Origin of the sequence: Streptomyces sp. NPDC086766, from assembly GCF_044746005.1 — a bacterium.
Lineage (GTDB): Bacteria > Actinomycetota > Actinomycetes > Streptomycetales > Streptomycetaceae > Streptomyces.
The window spans coordinates 85,651-102,980 of sequence record NZ_JBIVBI010000007.1; the positions used below are offsets into that span (position 1 = coordinate 85,651).

Annotated in this window: 16 protein-coding genes; 8 read left to right on the forward strand and 8 right to left on the reverse strand. The window is 74.1% G+C overall.

Annotated features, from left to right (window positions below):
* The first annotated feature begins 7 nt into the window (after window positions 1–7).
* The 3 genes from ACIPM1_RS15625 (at window position 8) to ACIPM1_RS15635 (ending at window position 3,339) form a co-directional block, all read left to right on the forward strand.
* On the forward strand, window positions 8–538 hold the full coding sequence (locus ACIPM1_RS15625) for a hypothetical protein (RefSeq protein ID WP_356192162.1): 531 nt from the start codon (window positions 8–10) through the stop codon (window positions 536–538).
* Window positions 539–553: 15 nt separating this feature from the next.
* Window positions 554–1,768, forward strand: a complete 1,215-nt coding sequence (locus ACIPM1_RS15630; RefSeq protein ID WP_402434226.1) for an MAB_1171c family putative transporter — start codon at window positions 554–556, stop codon at window positions 1,766–1,768.
* Window positions 1,769–1,875: 107 nt separating this feature from the next.
* Window positions 1,876–3,339 carry an amidase gene (locus ACIPM1_RS15635; protein WP_402434229.1) on the forward strand — a complete coding sequence of 488 codons (1,464 nt, stop codon included), beginning with the start codon at window positions 1,876–1,878 and terminating at the stop codon, window positions 3,337–3,339.
* A 343-nt stretch (window positions 3,340–3,682) separates the two neighbouring features.
* Here the strand turns inward: ACIPM1_RS15635 and ACIPM1_RS15640 are convergent, their stop codons facing one another.
* The 3 genes from ACIPM1_RS15640 to ACIPM1_RS15650 all read right to left on the reverse strand — a co-directional run bounded on the left by ACIPM1_RS15640 (window position 3,683) and on the right by ACIPM1_RS15650 (window position 7,124).
* Window positions 3,683–4,867: a GDSL-type esterase/lipase family protein gene (locus tag ACIPM1_RS15640; protein ID WP_402434232.1), complete on the reverse strand. Its 1,185-nt coding sequence runs from the start codon at window positions 4,865–4,867 to the stop codon at window positions 3,683–3,685.
* A gap of 56 nt (window positions 4,868–4,923) precedes the next feature.
* The gene (locus tag ACIPM1_RS15645; protein ID WP_402434235.1) at window positions 4,924–5,493 is read right to left on the reverse strand and encodes a TetR/AcrR family transcriptional regulator; all 570 of its coding nucleotides are present in this window, start codon (window positions 5,491–5,493) and stop codon (window positions 4,924–4,926) included.
* Between the two features lie 104 nt (window positions 5,494–5,597).
* A complete protein-coding gene (locus tag ACIPM1_RS15650; RefSeq protein WP_402434238.1) occupies window positions 5,598–7,124 on the reverse strand; it encodes a CHAD domain-containing protein in 1,527 nt (508 codons plus the stop codon).
* A 289-nt stretch (window positions 7,125–7,413) separates the two neighbouring features.
* On the opposite strand from ACIPM1_RS15650, the gene ACIPM1_RS15655 reads away from it, so the two are divergent.
* A complete protein-coding gene (locus tag ACIPM1_RS15655; protein WP_402434241.1) occupies window positions 7,414–8,235 on the forward strand; it encodes a serine hydrolase in 822 nt (273 codons plus the stop codon).
* Between the two features lie 142 nt (window positions 8,236–8,377).
* Window positions 8,378–9,706, forward strand: coding sequence for a serine/threonine-protein kinase (locus tag ACIPM1_RS15660; protein ID WP_402434244.1), 1,329 nt, complete (start codon window positions 8,378–8,380; stop codon window positions 9,704–9,706).
* Window positions 9,707–9,761: 55 nt separating this feature from the next.
* Here ACIPM1_RS15660 and ACIPM1_RS15665 read toward each other — a convergent pair whose 3' ends face one another.
* The 4 genes from ACIPM1_RS15665 to ACIPM1_RS15680 all read right to left on the reverse strand — a co-directional run bounded on the left by ACIPM1_RS15665 (window position 9,762) and on the right by ACIPM1_RS15680 (window position 13,913).
* Window positions 9,762–10,211 carry a response regulator gene (locus ACIPM1_RS15665; RefSeq protein ID WP_402434247.1) on the reverse strand — a complete coding sequence of 150 codons (450 nt, stop codon included), beginning with the start codon at window positions 10,209–10,211 and terminating at the stop codon, window positions 9,762–9,764.
* Window positions 10,208–11,764, reverse strand: coding sequence for an ATP-binding protein (locus ACIPM1_RS15670; RefSeq protein WP_402434832.1), 1,557 nt, complete (start codon window positions 11,762–11,764; stop codon window positions 10,208–10,210). Before ACIPM1_RS15670 ends, ACIPM1_RS15665 begins: the two co-directional genes overlap by 4 nt.
* 112 nt (window positions 11,765–11,876) lie before the next feature.
* Window positions 11,877–13,148 carry a PP2C family protein-serine/threonine phosphatase gene (locus ACIPM1_RS15675; RefSeq protein ID WP_402434250.1) on the reverse strand — a complete coding sequence of 424 codons (1,272 nt, stop codon included), beginning with the start codon at window positions 13,146–13,148 and terminating at the stop codon, window positions 11,877–11,879.
* 279 nt (window positions 13,149–13,427) lie between these two features.
* The gene (locus ACIPM1_RS15680; RefSeq protein WP_402434253.1) at window positions 13,428–13,913 is read right to left on the reverse strand and encodes a MarR family transcriptional regulator; all 486 of its coding nucleotides are present in this window, start codon (window positions 13,911–13,913) and stop codon (window positions 13,428–13,430) included.
* Window positions 13,914–14,127: 214 nt separating this feature from the next.
* Here ACIPM1_RS15680 and ACIPM1_RS15685 point away from each other — a divergent pair, with 214 nt between their 5' ends.
* Window positions 14,128–15,324, forward strand: coding sequence for a PP2C family protein-serine/threonine phosphatase (locus ACIPM1_RS15685; protein ID WP_402434256.1), 1,197 nt, complete (start codon window positions 14,128–14,130; stop codon window positions 15,322–15,324).
* A gap of 40 nt (window positions 15,325–15,364) precedes the next feature.
* On the opposite strand, the gene ACIPM1_RS15690 is transcribed toward ACIPM1_RS15685, so the two are convergent.
* On the reverse strand, window positions 15,365–15,871 hold the full coding sequence (locus tag ACIPM1_RS15690) for a MarR family winged helix-turn-helix transcriptional regulator (RefSeq protein ID WP_402434259.1): 507 nt from the start codon (window positions 15,869–15,871) through the stop codon (window positions 15,365–15,367).
* 196 nt (window positions 15,872–16,067) lie between these two features.
* Between ACIPM1_RS15690 and ACIPM1_RS15695 the strand changes: the two genes are divergently transcribed.
* Complete coding sequence (locus tag ACIPM1_RS15695; RefSeq protein WP_356195214.1) at window positions 16,068–16,223, forward strand: DUF6131 family protein; 156 nt, start codon at window positions 16,068–16,070, stop codon at window positions 16,221–16,223.
* 183 nt (window positions 16,224–16,406) lie between these two features.
* On the forward strand, window positions 16,407–16,838 hold the full coding sequence (locus ACIPM1_RS15700; RefSeq protein WP_402434262.1) for a DUF6003 family protein: 432 nt from the start codon (window positions 16,407–16,409) through the stop codon (window positions 16,836–16,838).
* Window positions 16,839–17,330: the final 492 nt, after the last annotated feature.

Below are 17,330 nucleotides of genomic sequence, written 5' to 3' on the forward strand. Positions count from 1 at the left end.
AATCCGCATGGGGCGCCGTGACCGCACGGCCGACGAGGTCGAACGCCGCAGCCGCGCGTTCCTCGACACGCTCGACCTGCCCGCGGTGGACAGCGTGCTGGACCTGGTGCCGTTCATGGAGGACCGGCGCGGACGCTCCCTCCAGCTCGTGCCGTTCACCCCGGACCCCGCCGACCCGGACTCCCTGGACGCCTCCGCGCCGTGCGGGCTGTGGCTGGCCACGAAGACCACGGACTACGTCTTCTACGACGCCGGCATCAGCCGCTCCCACGCGGAGATCATCGTGGCGCACGAGTTCGCCCACATGCTCAGACAGCACCGCGGCAACGCCGCCAAGTCCCCGTTCGGCAACCTCGGCGGCCTGATCACGGACATCGATCCGGGCACGATCCAGCTCATCCTCGGCCGCACCCGCTACAACGACCCGGAGGAGTTCGAGGCCGAGATGCTCGGCTCCCTGCTGCAGGAGCGGGTGAGCACCTCCCGCCCCGCGCGCGCCCAGGACACCGACCCCATCGCCCGCACTCTGCTGCGCTGACCCCCGCAAAGGCCCGTGAAAGACATCCTTCACCCCCTCTGCCTGGCCATCGCGAGCACCGGTTTCGTCCTTCTGCTGCGCGACCTCGGCAGGAGCAGACGCGATCCCGCGCTCGTCGCGCTGGCCTTCACCTACGGCTTCTCCGCGGTGAGTTACGCCGTGTCGCTCACCTGGGTGTGGGTGCGCATCGACGGCGTCTTCGGGGTCACCAACATCTCCGTGCCGCTCGCGCAGAGCTGCGTCATCCTCGTCCTGGCGCTCCAGTCGACCGTGCTGGCGTACTGGTCGATGCCGCCCGAGCGGGCCCGCCGGCGCGGCCGCCTGCTGTTCGCCGCGGCGGCCGCGGTCATCGCCGGCATGTCGGTGCTGTTCGTCCTCCTGACCCCGGCGACGACCAGGCCCGTCGACTTCTCGCTCTACTACGCGCACGACCCCTTCTTCCAGGCCTACGTGCTGCTGTACTTCGGCACCTACAGCGCCGCCGAGATCTATCTGGCCGTCTCCTGCTGGACGTACGCCCGCACCGCGAGCACCGCGTCGATCGCCTGGGGCCTGCGCCTGATCACCGTGGGCGCCGTCGTCACCCTCGGCTACAGCGGCATCCGCATCGCCGCCGTCGTCGGCGCCGAGACCGGCTTCAGCGTCGACCGCTGGAACAACTTCGCCTGGGCCTGCGGCGACATCGGCGCCACCCTCACCCAGATCGGCTACTTCCTGCCCGTCCTCGCCCGCCGGGTGGACGCCGCCCGCGACTGGGCGGCCGCGCACCTCACCTACCGGCGCCTGCGCCCGCTGTGGGCCGCCCTCGACCGTGCGGACCCCGGCATCACCCTGCGCCGCCCGGCGCGGCAGCGCGAGGAGGTCCTGCGCGGCCGCAGCGCCCACTTCCCCCTGCTGCGCCGCCGGGTGGAGATCCGTCAGGGCCAGAAGCTGCTGCGCCGCTATCTCGACCCGGACATCCGCGCGCGGGCGGAGTCCCGCCGCCGCGCCGAGGGGCTGACCGGCGCCGAACTCGCCGCCGCCGTCACCGCCGACCAGATCCACCACGCGCTGTTCCTGCACCGCGCGGACACCCCGGCGGACCAGCCGGCCGAGTACGCCGACGCCGGTCTCTCCCTGGCCACCACGGACGACGAGCTGCGTCATCTCCGGCGCGTCGCCGCCTACTTCACCCCGCCCGCTCCCGGCGGAACGCCCCGTTCCCGTACGTCGTCGGGAGCCGGCACGTGATCCTCCGCCGCACCCTTCTCCTGGCCTCGACCGCCCTGGCCACCGCGGGATCCGTACTCACCCCCGCGGCCGCCCGTTCCCGTCCCCCCACCCAGAAACCCGCGCGCATGCCCCTTCACCTCGATTCCGCCCGCCGGCAGCTCGCCGCCCTCCGCAGCGGCCGGACCAGCAGCCGTGACCTGCTGGAGCAGTACCTGCGGCACATCGACCGGACCAACCCGGGCCTGAACGCCGTGGTCACCCTGGACGCCGAGGGTGCCCGCGCGGCCGCCGACCGCGCCGACCGGCACCTGGCCAGGACCGGCGAACCCCTCGGCGCGCTCCACGGGCTGCCCATGACGGTCAAGGACGCCCTGGAGACGAAGGGGTTGCGCACCACGTGCGGCTCCCCCGACCTCGCCGACCACGTGCCCGACACGGACGCCGACGTGGTGGCGCTGCTGCGGGCGGCCGGCGCCGTCGTCATCGGCAAGACCAACGTCCCGACGCTCTGCCAGGACATCCAGACCTGCAACCCGGTCTTCGGCACCACGAAGAACCCCTACGCCGGGGACCGCACCGCCGGCGGCTCCTCGGGCGGACCGGCCGCCGCCGTCGCCACCGGACTGACCCCCCTCGAGGTCGGCTCCGACCTCGCCGGGTCGCTGCGCCTGCCGGCCGCCTACTGCGGCGTCTACGCCCTGCGCACCTCCCGCGGCGCCGTGCCGGTCGTCCCCACCCGCGGGCACATCCCGCGCCCGCCGGGCTGGCTCAGCAGCTCCGACATGCTCGCCCTGGGGCCGATGGCGCGTTCGGCCGCCGACCTCGACCTGCTCCTGGACGTGATCGCCGCGCCCTCCCCCGCCGACGGCGCCGCCTGGAAGGTGTCCCTGCCCGCCCCCGCTGAGGCGGGGCTCGACCGGTACCGCATCGGCGTGTGGGCCGACGACCCGTACTGCCGCGTGGACGCCGCCGTCCGCGCGCTGCTCGACGAGGTCGTGGCGCGCGTGCGCAAGGTCGGCGCCACCGTCGACGAGACCACCCGGCCCGTCGACTTCGCGGCCGTCGACCGGCTGTTCCAGCGGCTGATGTACGCCACCAGCTCGGCCACCGCGACCGACGAGGCGTTCGCCGCCGAGGTGCGGGCCGCCGAGGGCCTCGCCGACGACGCCCCCGGCGCCCTCTACCTCACCTCGCGCACCATGCGGCACCGGGACTGGGCCCGCGCCGACGAGGAGCGGCAGAGGCTGCGGGCACGCTGGGCCGCCTACTTCACCGACCACGACGTCCTGATCACGCCGGCCGCCCCCACCGCGGCCGTCCCCGACCAGACGTCCGTCCCGACACCCCAGCGGTACATCACCGTGGACGGCGTCCGGCGCTCCTACTTCGACCAGACGAGCTGGCTCAACCTGGCCGGTCCGGTCGGGCTGCCCTCCCTCGTCGTGCCCGCCGGGCGGACCGAGGACGGCCTGCCGCTGTCGATCCAGGTGATCGGCCCGTACCTGGCGGACCGGACGGTCGTCGCCGTGGGCGAACTGCTCGCCCGTGTACTGCCCGCCGCGCCGCGGCCACAGGCCCTCACCGGCTGACGGCCGCCCGAAACCCGGGTGTGTCCAGCCCCCACGGGGGTGGGGCAGGGCATGCCCGAACGGCAGAGGGGCCCCAGCTCGCACCTGGGGCCCCTCTGCGCTGCCGCCGTCGACGCGGGCGGCGGCCCCGCACCGGGCGGCGGCGCTCGAGGGGCGGACCGGTGAGCCAGGTGGCCTGTCTCCGCATCCCGGTGGGGGCGGTGACGTGTGGAACCCCGCTTTGGGGTTAGTCTGTTCACAGGCCCGGATGCTGCATCCCCCGTCGGCGTCCGGGCCGTTCACTTTCCCCAGGGCCGCGGACGGCGGCCCCGATCGCGGTCGCCCCGTGCGCGGAGGCCCGCTGTCAGGCGGTTTCCCGCGCGAAGGGGCCGCCGGCGCCGAAGGCCAGCCCGGCGAAGCGTTCCCCGATCCTGCGGTGGGTGGCGGCGTCCGGGTGGAGCCCGTCGGGCAGCGGCAGCTCGTCGTGGTCGTCGGGTCCGTAGAGTTCGCGCCCGTCGAGGAGACGCAGGTTCGGGTCCTCGGCCGCCCGCTGCGCGACGATCCGGGCCAGCTCCTCCCGTATGACCCCCAGAGTCAGCTTGCCGCTCGCGCGTTCCGCCGGATCGCCCGCGGCCCGGAAGCGCAGGCGCCCCGCGGCGAGTGCGCCGAGGTCCGGGGCGCTCGGGCCGGGCGTGTCCTCGTGGATGGGGCACAGGAGGGGCGAGACGACGAGCAGCGGCGCGGTGGGGTGGCCCTCGCGAATGGTGTCGAGGAAGCCGTGGACGGCGGGGGTGAAGGCGCGCAGCCGCATCAGGTCGGTGTTGACGAGATTGATGCCGATCTTGACGCTGATCAGGTGGGCGGGGGTGTCGCGCAGGGAGCGGGCGGTGAACGGGTCGAGCAGGGCGCTGCCGCTCAGACCCAGGTTGACCAGTTCCACCCCGGCGAGGGAGGCGGCCCGGGCGGGCCAGGTGGTGGTGGGGCTCGCGGCGTCGGAGCCGTGGCTGATCGAACTCCCGTGGTGGAGCCACACCGTGCGGCCGTGGTCCGGGGCGGGCTCGACGGGCGCGTCGGTGCGCAGGGCGACCAGTTCGGTGGTCTCGTTGTGCGGCAGCCAGATCTCGACGGTCTTCATCTCGCCGGGCAGGCCGGCGAAGCGGAGGGTGCCCACCGGTCCGGGCCTGTGCTCGGCGGCCCCGGTGGTCATGTCGAGGGTGAGGGTGTTCCCGCCGCGCACGCTGCCCTGTCCGGCGAGGCGGCCGTCGACGAGGAGGTCGTACACGCCGTCCGGGCGGGGCGGCGCGCCCGCGTAGACCCGCTTGGTGGGAAGGGTGTCCAGTTCGACGGCGGTGGCGCGGGTGCGCAGGACCAGCCGTACGCCGGAGGGCTGGGACTCCGCCAGGGCGAGCTGCCCGTCGGGGCACTGGGCGCGGGCCCGGGCGGGCAGCCGGTGCGGCAGCACGCCGTGTGCCGTGCGCTCCAGGTCGAGGGCGCCGCGCAGGAGGCCGGCGGTGATGGGCGTGGTGATCCACTGCTCGGTGGTGTGCATGGTTCCGGCCTGTCGGTCGAAGGGGTGGGGGCGGCCCGGGGGCGCGGGCGCTGCGGTCAGGGCGCGGGCCAGTTGCGCAGCAGGGCGTCGAGGGCGTCCAGGACCCGTGACCAGGTCTCCTCGGTGTCGGGGGCGCTGTGGCTGAACCCTCCCCCGAGCTCCAGGCTGACGTAGCCGTGGAACACGCTGCCCAGCAGGCGGACCGCGTGGGTCTGGTCCGGCTCGGCCAGGTCGTAACCGCGCAGGATCGCGCGCGTCATCTGCGCGTGCCGCGGCCCGTCACTCGCGGCCGCCGTCTCCGGGTCGAGCCTGAGCTGGGCCGCGGCGTAGCGGCCGGGGTGCTCCCGGGCGTAGTCGCGGTAGACGTCGGCGAGCGCGGTCAGCGCGTCCTTGCCGGCCCGCCCGGCCAGGGCGTCGGCGGCACGGTCGGCGAGTTCCTCCAGGGCGAGCAGGGCGATCCTGGTCCGCAGGTCCTGGGAGTTCCGCACGTGCGAGTAGAGGCTGGCGACCTTGACGCCGAAGTGGCGGGCGAGCGCCGAGACGGTCACCTGGTCGAAGCCGGCCTCGTCGGCCAGGTCCGCCCCGGCCCGCGCCAGGCGCTCCGCGGTCAGCCCCACACGTGCCATGACCTTCCTCCCACTCGACCGAAGGTATTATGCAGTTACCTAAAACCTTTAGGCAACTGTGGCCCACCGACAGCCGGGGAAGACGGGATGGATCCGTGCGGTGGCTACGAGAGCGACGACCTCGCCTTCCCCGCCCGCTCCCAGACCTCCGGCAGCTGCTCCTCGCGTTCGGCGGCCCTGACGCGCTCCTGGCCGTGCAGCAGGCCCCAGGTGAAGCTGGACTCCCCCGCCGCGTGTGCCGCGACGGCCAGGCGCCGCAGCGCGTCCTGGGCCACGATGCCGTCGTGGTGCGCTCCGCTCACCCGCTGGACGGCCTTGACGCGCTTGCCGAGCCGCCGGGCGGGACGGCCGAGGGCGGGACGGGCCGCCTCGGCGGCGTAGCGCAGCCGCTTGGCCGCCTTGCGGGCCCGGTGGACCGCGGCGTCGCGGTCCGGGCCGGGCGGCATACCGAGCGCGCGGTCCATGCGCCCCTCCAGCCGGCCGTACTCCTTGACCAGTGACTTGACCATGACCTTCTCGGGCCTCCGGCGGGCCTTGGCGCGCAGGGGCGGGCGGGCGTCCAGTTCGCTCAGCCGGTCCAGCAGGGCCGTGTAGCGGGGCGAGCCGAGGGCCGCGAGGGTGCGCCCGCGGGTCGCGGCCCGTTCCGCCGCGTCCCACGCCTGCAGGCGCGCGGCGACGGGTCCGAGGACCAGCTCGGCGGGCAGTTCGCGCACCCCCGCGTGCAGGCGTTCGCCCAGCACCTCCTGGTCGCGTTCCGGCCCGAGCTCCCCGGCCAGCCAGCGCAGTTCGCCGCGGACGGGGTCGGTGACGTCGCGGTCGAGGACGGAACGGTAGGAGCGCAGGGCGCCGCGCAGCCGGCGGCAGGCGACGCGCATCCGGTGCACCGAGTCGGGCGCGCCGCGCCGGACCGCCGGATCCAGGTCGACCAGCGCGCGGATCTGTTCGCGCAGGTGGTCGCGGAGGTACGCGCCGGCCGAGCCCGGGACCACGTCCGTCTCCGGCTCCTCGGCACCGGGCGCGCCCGGCGTCGTCTCCGTCAGCGCGCGGGCCAGCTTGGAGGGGCTCTGCGCACGGTCGACGCCCCGCTTGCGCAGGATCGTTTCAACGCCGTCCAGGAGGGCGGGGTCGCCGCCCTCGGCGAGCTCGACCTCCATCTCCGTCCACACGGCGTGGCCGCCCCCCTCGACCAGCGAGTCGGCACGCACCGTGTCCAGACTCAGCTCGGCGAGGGCGCCGCCCCGGGCGTCGACCAGGTCCCGGACGGACCGGGTGGTCCGGATGCGCACCACCGGCCGCACCGGTGCGCCGCGGGTGCGGGAGTGGACGAGGGCACGCAGCTCGTCCGGTACGTCGTCGGTCAGCGGGGCCCGCACCTCCTCGCGGCTGTCCCCGGCCAGGGGCAGCTTGAGGTGCCAGCCGGCGTCCGCACCGCCCGTCCTGCGCCGCAGGGTCGCCGCCCCGCGGGCCAGCCGCAGGTCGGCGGTGTCGTAGTAGACGGCGTCCAGGTCCTGGATGCCCCGGTCGACCAGCGACGCACCGGGGTGCGCACCGGCCAGGTCGGGCAGCCACGCCATGTCGTCGGCCGCAGGCGCCGCGTACTTGCGTTCGGTCTCTCGTTTCGACTGGGCCATACACTGCCCGTTGACCGAAACGGGCGGATGAAACCCTTTGCCCCCTCCCGGCGTCCTCGCCCGGGGCACGGCGCGCCGCCGCTTATGGCGCTTTTCACAATTCGGCCGAAATGCGGCCCGCGGTGACGGCGGTCACCTCACGGAAGCGGCGATTTGTCTACGTTCGCTGCTCTGTGCCCCTGTCCGACCACCCGCTGAGGCTCCCGTGTCCCTGCCGTACCGACCCTGCCCCGTCCCGCCTTCGACGACCCCCGGGAGGCGCCGTGGCGGACGCGCCGTCGCCGCCGGCGTGCTCCTCGCCTCGCTGACCACGCTCCTGGCGACCACCTCCCCGCACGCCGCCACGGCCGCCGGGGCCGCACCGTCGGTGCGGAACGGCGTCCCGACCGGGAAGCCCCTGCCGGTCCGGCCGCAGGGCCGGGCGCGGGTCACCGCCGCGGTGCTCGACCTCGACGGCCCGGCCCGGCAGCCCACCGTGTACGGCCACGACGTCCCGTACGACACCGCCAGCATCAGCAAGGTCGACATCCTCGCGGCGCTGCTGCTCAAGGCGCAGGACACGCACCGGGGCCTCACCGCCCAGGAGCGCGCGTACGCCGCGCCGATGATCCGGCGCAGCGACAACGCCTCCGCGAACGCCCTGTGGCGGCGGATCGGCGGGGCGCCGGGCCTGGCGGCGGCGAACAAGCGCCTGGGGCTGACCGCCACGCACGGCGGCCCCGGCCCCCGGTGGGGGCTCACCCGGACCACGGCGAGCGACCAGGTACGGCTGCTGCGCGCGGTGTTCGGCACCCGCTCCGCGGCGCACGCGGGCTCCACGGCACTCGACGGGGGGTCCCGGGCCTACATCCGCACCCTCATGACGCAGGTGTCGAGCGACCAGACATGGGGCGTGCCGGCGGCCTCCGGCGCCGCCTCGGCCGTGAAGAACGGCTGGCTGCAACGCAATACGTCCGGGCTGTGGGACGTCAACAGCGTCGGCCAGGTCGGGGCGCACGGCCACCGCTACCTCGTCGCGGTCCTGTCGGACGGCAGCGCGTCGATGAAGGACGGCGTCCGGCTGGTGGAGGCCGCGGCTCGGGCGAGCGTCTCCTCCGCTTCCGGTCGCTGACCGGCGCGCCGACGCGGCGGGCGGACGCGCTCGGCGGCGGCACGACCGTCACCGATGGGGTGGACCGCACGAAAGCGGGTACCCGCGATCAGGCACGGACGGCCATCGCGCACTGCTTGCGTCGACAGTAACGGAGAGACAGATGAAGGGCCCTCGATCGGGTTTCCCCTCGACGCTTCTGGCACGGCCTGCCGAAGTCGTCGGCGGCCGCTACCGGTTGGGGACGCGTATCGGGCAGGGCGGCGTGGCCGACGTCCACGAGGGCGTCGATCTCCGCCTGGGACGGCAGGTGGCCGTCAAGGTCTTCCGGCCGGGATCCGACCCGCACATGGAGGAGCGCTTCTCGGAGGAAGCGGTCCTTCTCGCCCGTATGCAGCACCCGAGCCTGGTCACCGTCTACGACGTCGGCCGGCACAGGGACCTCGACTACCTGGTGATGCAGCTGGTGAAGGGCCCGACGCTGCGCCGGTGCCTGTCGGCCGGGCCGCTGCGCCCCGGGCGCGTCGCCGAACTGGGTGCCGCACTCGGCCGCGCGCTCGCCCACGTCCACGCAGCCGGTGTCGTCCACCGGGACGTGAAGCCGTCCAACGTCCTGCTGAACTCCTCCGGCCATCCCCATCTGACGGACTTCGGCATCGCGCGGCTGGCCGACTCCACCCGCCACACCGCTTCCGACGTACTGATAGGGACCGCGGCCTATCTCTCCCCGGAGCAGGTCATGGGTGAAGCGGTGGGCTCGCCCGCCGACGTCTACGCGCTCGGCCTGGTGCTCCTGGAGTGCCTCAAAGGGGAACTCGAGTACGACGGCACTCCCTTGGAGGCCGCCGTCGCCCGGATGCACCGGCCGCCCCTGGTGCCGGACTGGGTCCCCGACGACCTGGCCTGCCTGCTGCACCTCATGACGGCCACGGACGCGGCGGCCCGCCCCGACGCCGAGCACTGCGCCGAGGCGCTGTCGACCCTGGCCACTCCCTCCGACGGGACGGCGACCTCGTCGTTCACCGCGGCGGACATGGGGGCGCCGCTCCAGGAACCCGCCGCCGCACCGCCCGCCCGGCCCCGGCGTACGCGACGGGGCGCACAGGTCCGGCGGCTGGCGGTGGGCACGGCCCTCACGGCACTCTCCGCCGCCGCGCTGGGGGCCGGATTCACCACGCTGTCGGACAGCCCCCCGAACAGCGGTGAACGGGCCGCGCCCACGTCCCCGCTCACCCGGCAGCCCTCCGAGGGCACACCGCGGGCTCCCCGGCCGGCCGGTCCGGCGTCCCCCTCCGCCACGCCCTCCTCCGCGCCCTCGGCCGCCGCCGCGGCCGACCCCGTGGAGCAGACCTCGCTGGAGGACCAAGCCGGGAGTGGGGCCGGCGCGTCCGGGCACGGGCCCGGGAAGCACCGCGCCCGCGAGGCGACCGCCCCGGCGCATCAGCCCAAGGCCCATGGCCGGGCCCACGCGAAGCCCAAGGGCCGCGGCTGATCGGCACCTTGCCGAAGAGCTGTCATCGAGCGGCGCCCTGCCCAAGAGCCGGGACTCAGCGGCCGTACCTCGGCAGGCGGACGACCTGGACGAAGAAGTCGTCGATCTGGCGGACGGCGGCGATGAACTGGTCGAGGTCCACGGGCTTGGTGACGTAGGCGTTGGCGTGCAGCTTGTAGCTGCGCAGGATGTCCTCCTCGGCCGCGGAGGTGGTGAGCACCACGACCGGGATGTGGGTCAGGTCCGGGTCGGACTTGACCCTCTCCAGGACCTGACGGCCGTCGTACTTGGGCAGGTTGAGGTCGAGCAGGATCAGGTCCGGCCGCGGCGCGGCGGCGTGCTCGCCCCGCCGGTAGAGGAAGTCGAGCGCCTCCTCGCCGTCCCGCACGACGTGGAGGGTGTTGCCTATCTTGTTGTCCTCGAAGGCCTCACGGGTCATCAACTCGTCACCGGGGTCGTCCTCCACGAGGAGGACGTCGATGGGGGTGGCAGCGGGGACGGTCATGTCAGGGCCTTCTCTTCGGTGCGGGAGTCGGTGCGGGAGTCGGTGCCCTCCGCCGTGCCGGCGGCGGACGGGAGGGTGAAGCAGATGCGGGTGCCGCCGGTGTGCGCGGTGTCGATCCAGATCCGGCCCCCGTGGTACTCGACGATCTTCTTGCACAGCGCCAGGCCGATGCCGGTGCCCCCGTAGGCGTCGCGGCTGTGCAGCCGCTGGAAGATGACGAAGACCTTCTCGGCGAACTCCTCCGGGATGCCGATGCCGTTGTCGGTGACGCACAGCCGCCACATGTCGGGCTGGTCCGGGTCGGTCTCGCAGGTGACACGGATGTGCGGCGCGAGGTCCGGGCGCCGGAACTTGACCGCGTTGCCCACCAGGTTCTGCCACAGCATGGCCAGCAGCATCGGATCGCCGACGACCCCGGGCAGCCGCTCCGGCCGCTCGACGCGGGCGCCGGACTCCTCGACGGAGGCCGTCAGGTTCGCCAGCGCCCTGGCGAACGCCTCGTCCAGATCGACGGGGAGCCGGGAGTCGTTGACCCGTCCGACGCGGGAGAAGGTGAGCAGGTCGTTGATGAGGACCTGCATCCGCTTGGCGCCGTCGACCGCGAAGTCGATGTACTGCTGTCCGCGCGCGTCCAGGCTGTCGCCGTAGCGCTTCTCCAGCAGCTGGCAGAAGGAGGCGACCTTGCGCAGCGGTTCCTGAAGGTCGTGGGAGGCGACGTAGGCGAACTGCTCCAGTTCGGCGTTGGACCGGCGCAGCTCCACCGCCTGGGCGTCCAGATCGGCGGCCTGCCGGACCAGGACGTCCTGGGCGCTGCGGGAGGCCTCCAGCTCGGTCACGATCCGCTGCCGCATGTCCTCGACGTCGCTCGCCACGGCGGTCAGGTCGGCGGGACCGTCGCCGGTGATGACATGCGCGAAGTCGCCGCGTGCCACCTGCCGGGAGGCCGAGCGCAACGCCTCCAGGGGGCGGGCCACCAGCAGTCTGACCAGGAAGGCGAGCACCACCCCGGTGAGCAGGAACGCCGCGACCATGCCGGTCAGGACGGCATTGCGCACGGTGCGCGCGTGCGCCAGCCGGGCCCGGCCGTCCTCGACCGCCCGGGCCAGGTCGCCGTTCTGCTTCGACCACAGCGTGCGCAGGTGGTCGAAGGCGGCCTTTCCACGTTCGGCGTTGGTCCGGTCGATCGTCCGGGGCCGGCCCGGGGTGATGCCGGCCGCCAGCGGGTCGGCGTACGTGCGCCGCCAGGCCGCCGCTCCCCGCTCGACGGCGCGCAGATCCGCGACGAGCGCCGGCCGGTCGCCGAGGAGGTCGCGCAGCCGGGCGGCCGAGCGCGCCTCGTCCTGCTTGCCCCGGGCGTACGGGTCGAGGAACTGGCGGTCGGCGGCGATGGCGTAGCCGCGGATGCCGGTCTCCTGGTTCACGAGCGCCGCCTGCAGCCGGTACGCCTCCACCTGGGCCGGCTGCACCCGCAGGAGCAACTCGTCGGTGACCTCGGCGGTGCTCGTGAGCAGGCTGGAGCCCACCGCGGTGCCGATCACCACCAGCAGCACCATCAGCGCCAGTACCAGGTGGAACCATCCCTGCACCGTCAGCCGGCGCCCGGCCTTCCGTGCCCTGTCCGCCGTCTTCTCCACCGTGTGCTCCGCCACCGTTCGTCCCGTCCGTTCAGTTCCACCGCAGGTGCAGCACGGCGACGTCGTCGGCCAGGCCGCCCTGCTCCTCGGCCAGGCCCTCGGCGCGTTCGATGAGGCCGTCGACGAACGCCTCCGGCGCCAGTGCGGCGACCTCCCGGGCGAGGGCGAGCAGCCCGTCCTCGCCCAGCCGCTCCGGCCCGCGTCCGACGTGCCCCTCGAACAGCCCGTCGGTGAACAGCACCAGGGACGCGCCCGCGGGCACCGGCAGCTCCTCCTCCGGCCAGCGCGCCCCGCCGGGCAGCACGCCCAGCGCCGGGCCCGCGGGCACCTCGACCCACTCCACACCGTCCCGTGTGCGCCGCAGCAGGCCGGGGTGGCCCGCCCGCACCGTCCGGACCCTGCGGGCGCCGGGCGCGGCGGTGAGGCTGGTCAGGGTGGCGAACACGTTGGGCCTGACCCGCTCCGCCACGAGGATCTCCTCGAGCCGGCCGATCTGCCGCGCGCCGGTGATGCCGCTGAGCACCAGCGTGCGCCAGGCGATCCGCAGGGCCACGCCCAGGGCGGCCTCGTCCGGCCCGTGCCCGGACACGTCGCCGACCACCGCGTGCACGGTGCCGTCGGCGCTCTGCACGATGTCGTAGAAGTCGCCGCCCAGCAGCGCCTGGGCCCGGCCGGGACGGTAGCGGGCCACCGCCTCCACGCCGTCGCCGCGCAGCAGCGGGCGCGGCAGCAGTCCCCGTTCCAGGCGGGCGTTCTCCCGTGCCTGCATCTGGCTGGCCTGGAGGGCGACCGCCGCCTGCTCGGCCTGCTTGCGCTGGATGGCGTAGCGGACCGCCCGTCCGAACAGGTCGGGTTCGACCCTGCCCTTGACCAGGTAGTCCTGGGCTCCGGCCGCGACGGCCGCGAGTCCGGTGTGCTCCTCGGCCAGTCCGGTGAGCACCACCACCGCGACCTGGTCGGCGTGGGCCTGGACGCGCGAGACGGCCTGGAGCCCCTGCGCGTCGGGCAGATGGAGGTCCAGCAGGACGCAGTCCGGCACTTCCGTGGCGAGCACCTCGCTCGCCTCGGCCATCGAGCGGACCCACCGCAGACGCATCGTCAGCTCGCTGTCGGCGACCAGTTCCTCCACCAGCAGCGCGTCGCCGGGATCGTCCTCGATCAGCAGGACCGAGGGCTTCCCGCCCGCCAGGTCCAGGGGAAGGCCGTCCGGCGCCGGTGTGCGTGCCTGCGGCCGTATCCGTGCCTGTGCCCGTGCCCGCGCCTGTGAGGACAGGTCGGCAGCCTCCGGCTGCGACGTCGCCATGAACCCGCCCCTCCCCGCCCCGCATCGTGCCCGTCAGACCCTTGCCGACAGACAACGGTCGAGAGCATACCCAGACGCGCTCGCCGGCGGCTCCGGTGGTTCGGGTCTTTCATTGCCTGGTTCCGCAACTATTGCAGGTTGACAACTATGACCGCGAGGCAACAAAGTGGCCGCGTCACGTGAGCACGGGAAGGAACGGGGGATGGTCCGATGGGCGCAGGCCGGTGCGTGCGCCGGTCCGGGGAACCGTTCGGCGGCCCCGGTGCCGCGGGGGCCGGTTCAGGCGGTCCGGCTGTCGGACGCCTGGGGCTCGTCGTATATCCGCGTCGCGGCCGTGGCGCAGAAGGCTTCCAGCCCTCGCACCAGCGCGCCCCGGTCGGCGGCCGACATCTGGTCGAGCACGGCGCTCAGCGCTGCCTCCCTGCGGGCGCGCAGATCGGCGAGGAAGGCGTGGCCCCGGCGGCTGAGGTGCAGTCGCACCTCGCGCCTGTCGGCCGGGCTGACGACCCGTTCGACGAAGCCGGAGGCCTGCAGGCGGTCGCACAGGCGGCTGGTGGACGGCGGGGTCGACGCGAGGGAGTCGGCCAGGGTGCGCAGGTTGATGCCCTCGTGGTGTTCGAGGACGAGCAGCACGCGCAGCTGGGACACGGAAGCGGGCGCGGTGGAGGCCCGCCCCCACAGGATTTCCAGCAACTCCGCCGCCGTGGAGGTCACTCGCGCGACCTCCTGGGGCTCTTGACGGGGGCGGAAGGAAGTCACAGTCACACTCTCGCAGGCACCGGGGTGCCCGTCAGCGTACTAGCCGGGCCGCGCCGCCCCACCCGCGGGTGCGGGTGACGGTCCGCGCGGCGCGCCGACCCGGACCGGACCGGACCGGCATGTGAGCCGGGCGTGCCGGGAAGTCCAACCATGAGCAGGCCGTCACGGCCCCCGAAGAGCGCCGGGCCGTGACGGCGCGGACCACTGAGACGGAGAGGGTGTGGACAGCGTGAAGGCCTCCGAACCGGCCCCTTGCGCCGAGAAGCTGCTCCGGGCTGCCCCGCCCCACGAACTGGTCGCCACCACGGCCCGGCTGCTGGCCGACCGCGTCGGCGCCCGCGAGGTCACGCTTCTGGTGGCTGACTACGGGCTGAGCGTGCTGCAACCGGTGACCCATCTGCCGCACACCGGCGAGCCGGTCCCGGCCTCGGACGGCCCGGCCGGCCGGGCGTTCACCACCCAGGTCCCGGTCGTCGAGGTCACCGACGACCCCGTCACCGACCGGGTGCACCTGCCGATCACCGTCCGGGGCGACCGGCTGGGCGTCCTGTCCGTGCGGCTGCCGGCCTCCGGCACCGATCCGGCCACCGTGCTCCAGATCGCCGACGTCGCCACCGCCCTGGCCCACGAGATCGCCGCGGCCGGCCGCGACACCGACCTCTACCTCCAGGCCCGGCGGACCCGGCGGCTCACGCTCGCCGCCGAGATGCAGTGGCAGCTGCTGCCGGGCCGGGGCTGCGCCCGCCGGGAGTACAGCATCGGAGCGCATCTGGAGCCGGCCTACGCGATCGGCGGCGACAACTTCGACTGGTCGGCGGACGCGGACCACCTCACCGTCACCATGACCGACGGCATGGGGCAGGGCATAGACGCCTCCCTGCTCACCACCCTCGCCGTCGGCGCCCTGCGCAACGCCCGCCGCGCCGACATCGGCCTGGCCGACCAGGCGTGCCTCGCCGACCAGGCCGTCTTCGCCCAGTACGGCGGCAAGGCCTACGCCTCCACGCTGCTGCTCCGGTTCGACCTGGACACCGGCGTCGTACAGGCCGTCGACGCGGGCTCACCGCAGTTGTTCCGGCAGCGCGGCAGCCGCATCGACCAGATCGAGCTGGAGGCCCAACTCCCGCTCGGCATGCTCGAGGAGACGCTGTACGAGGAGCAGACCTTCCAGGTCGAGCCGGGCGACCGGCTGGTCGCGGTCAGCAAGGGGGTGCACGGGGCCCGCTCCGAGAAGGGCGCCCTGTTCGGGGAGCAGGCCCTGCGCCAGACGATCACCGCCGCGGCCGCCATGCCCCCGCACGAGGCCGCGCGGGCGGTGGTCTCCGGCCTGGTCGAGCACTTCGGCAGCCGGGACCTGGCCGCCGACGCCGCCGTCATCTGCCTCGACTGGCGGGGACGCCCCGCCGCGGACGGCTGACCCCGGGCCGCCGCCCCGGGAGGCCGTGGTGCCGCCGGGTCTACGTCCTGTCGGGGCCGTGCGGGTGCGGCACCCCCGCGTCCCGTACGGCCCGGAACGCCCTCATCCCCCGCCGCAGCGCGGCACGGTCGTCCGCCTCCATCGCCCCCAGGACCTCCGCCAGGCCCTGCGCCCGCCGTCCCGCCACCTCGTCGAGGACCTGACGGCCCTGCGCGGCCAGGCTCAGCTGCACCTCACGGCGCTTGAGCGGGTGCAGCACCCGCTCCAACAGCCCCGCGGCCTCCAGCCGGTCGCACAGCCGGCTGGCCGTCGGGGGCCCCATGTCCAGCCGTTCGGCCAGCGTGGTCAGATTCAGCCCCGGCTCGGCCGCCACCACCCGCAGCGCCCGCAACTGCTGGAGGGACAGCCGCAGCGGCGCCTCCTGCGCGGCCAGCAGCCACAGGTCCGTCAGGCCGTCCACGGCGTCGGCGATCTCCAGCGCGACGGCCTTGGCATCGCCGTCCGGCCCGTTGTCCGGGTCATCGCCGAAACCGCCGAGATGCGTCACGAGTGGGTCACTTTCAGTAAGTGGCAGACAAAACGTATGATGTTCCGTTCTTTCTCACGCAGTACCCGATGGGCCGACCGGCACGCACAGCGGTCGCGGTCATCAGCCGTTTCGCCTTTGTACCAAACCCGGAGGACGACTCCTCACGACTCGGGGTACACGGGGAGAGACGCACCACCTGCAACGGGAGGCGGCCATGATCATCCTCGGCGTCATTCTGCTTGTCATCGGCTTCGTCACCGGCATCTCCGTCCTGTGGACCATCGGCATCATCCTCGCCGTGGTCGGCGCCGTCCTGTGGGTCCTGGGAGCCATGGGCCACGCGGTCGCAGGACGCCGGCACTACTGGTGAACGAACCGGCGAGCAGACCGGGCCGACGCGCACCAGCCCGCGACAGCGCGCCCCCTGGTGCGCGCGGCCCTTCCTGACATTCCGGCGCCGGCGCGTCGAGACCCCCCGGTCGGCGGACGATGATCCGGCCGTCGCGGGGTACGGGAACCGGGACCAGCCCACCGCTTCCCGGGAGAACCGCGCATGACCGACGACGCCTACTTGTTCCTGCTGAACGATCTCGACGATCCGGCCGCCTCGCTCGGCGTGCCGCCGGCCGCCGTCGGGCAGCTCGCGTGCATGGACACCCCCGCAGTGCGGGCGTGGCTCGACGCGCAGGGCGTCTCGGCGACGTCGGCGAAGCTGCGGGTGCTGCCGCCGGACGAGACGGCAGCCATTCCGGAGCGGGCGGAACGCCTGCCGGTCCCGCTCAGCGAGGAGGAGCTGAGCCGGGTGCGTCAGCACAGCGCCCCGGAGCGGATCGCCCGGGTGGAGGAGGCGCTCCTCGCCTACCGCGACTGCACGGACGGCAGGGACGCCCTGCTGGGCCGGGCACTCGCGGCCGGTGTGCCCGTCAACCGCATCGTGGAACTGACGGGCGAGGATCCGGCCGCGGTGGCGGCGGCCGCCCGCTGACGGCCCGCCGACGCGTCAGCCGCCGTCGGCCGAGCGGCCCAGGAGTTCCACCAGGACGGACTCGGGGTCCCGGCCGGCGGTGCGGAGCATGACCTCCTCGTAGTCTCGTCACCGAGCAGGGTCCGCGCGGTGGCCTCGTAGCGTGCGCGCACGGGTGCCAGTTCCGGGGTCCCGCGCTGCGGGTGGCCGACCGCGCTCCAGAACGTCTCGCCCGCGCCGTAGGCCGCGACGGCCGGCTCCCCCGCGCCCTGTGCGGCGAGTGCCGATGCCAGCAGGTCGAGTCCGAGGGCGAGACCGAAGCCGTCCCCGATGCGCCGCTTGCCCTCCAGCATGGACGCGGCGTGCGCGGCCGCGTCCTTCACCCGGTCCTCGAACAGGGCGACGAGGGCGAGCTGGTAGTCGCAGTAGGCGCGGGTCCACCACTCCCCGAGGGCCACGCACACCCCGTGCAGTTCCCCGGCCTCGTCGCGGGCCCGCCCCAGCAGTCCCTCC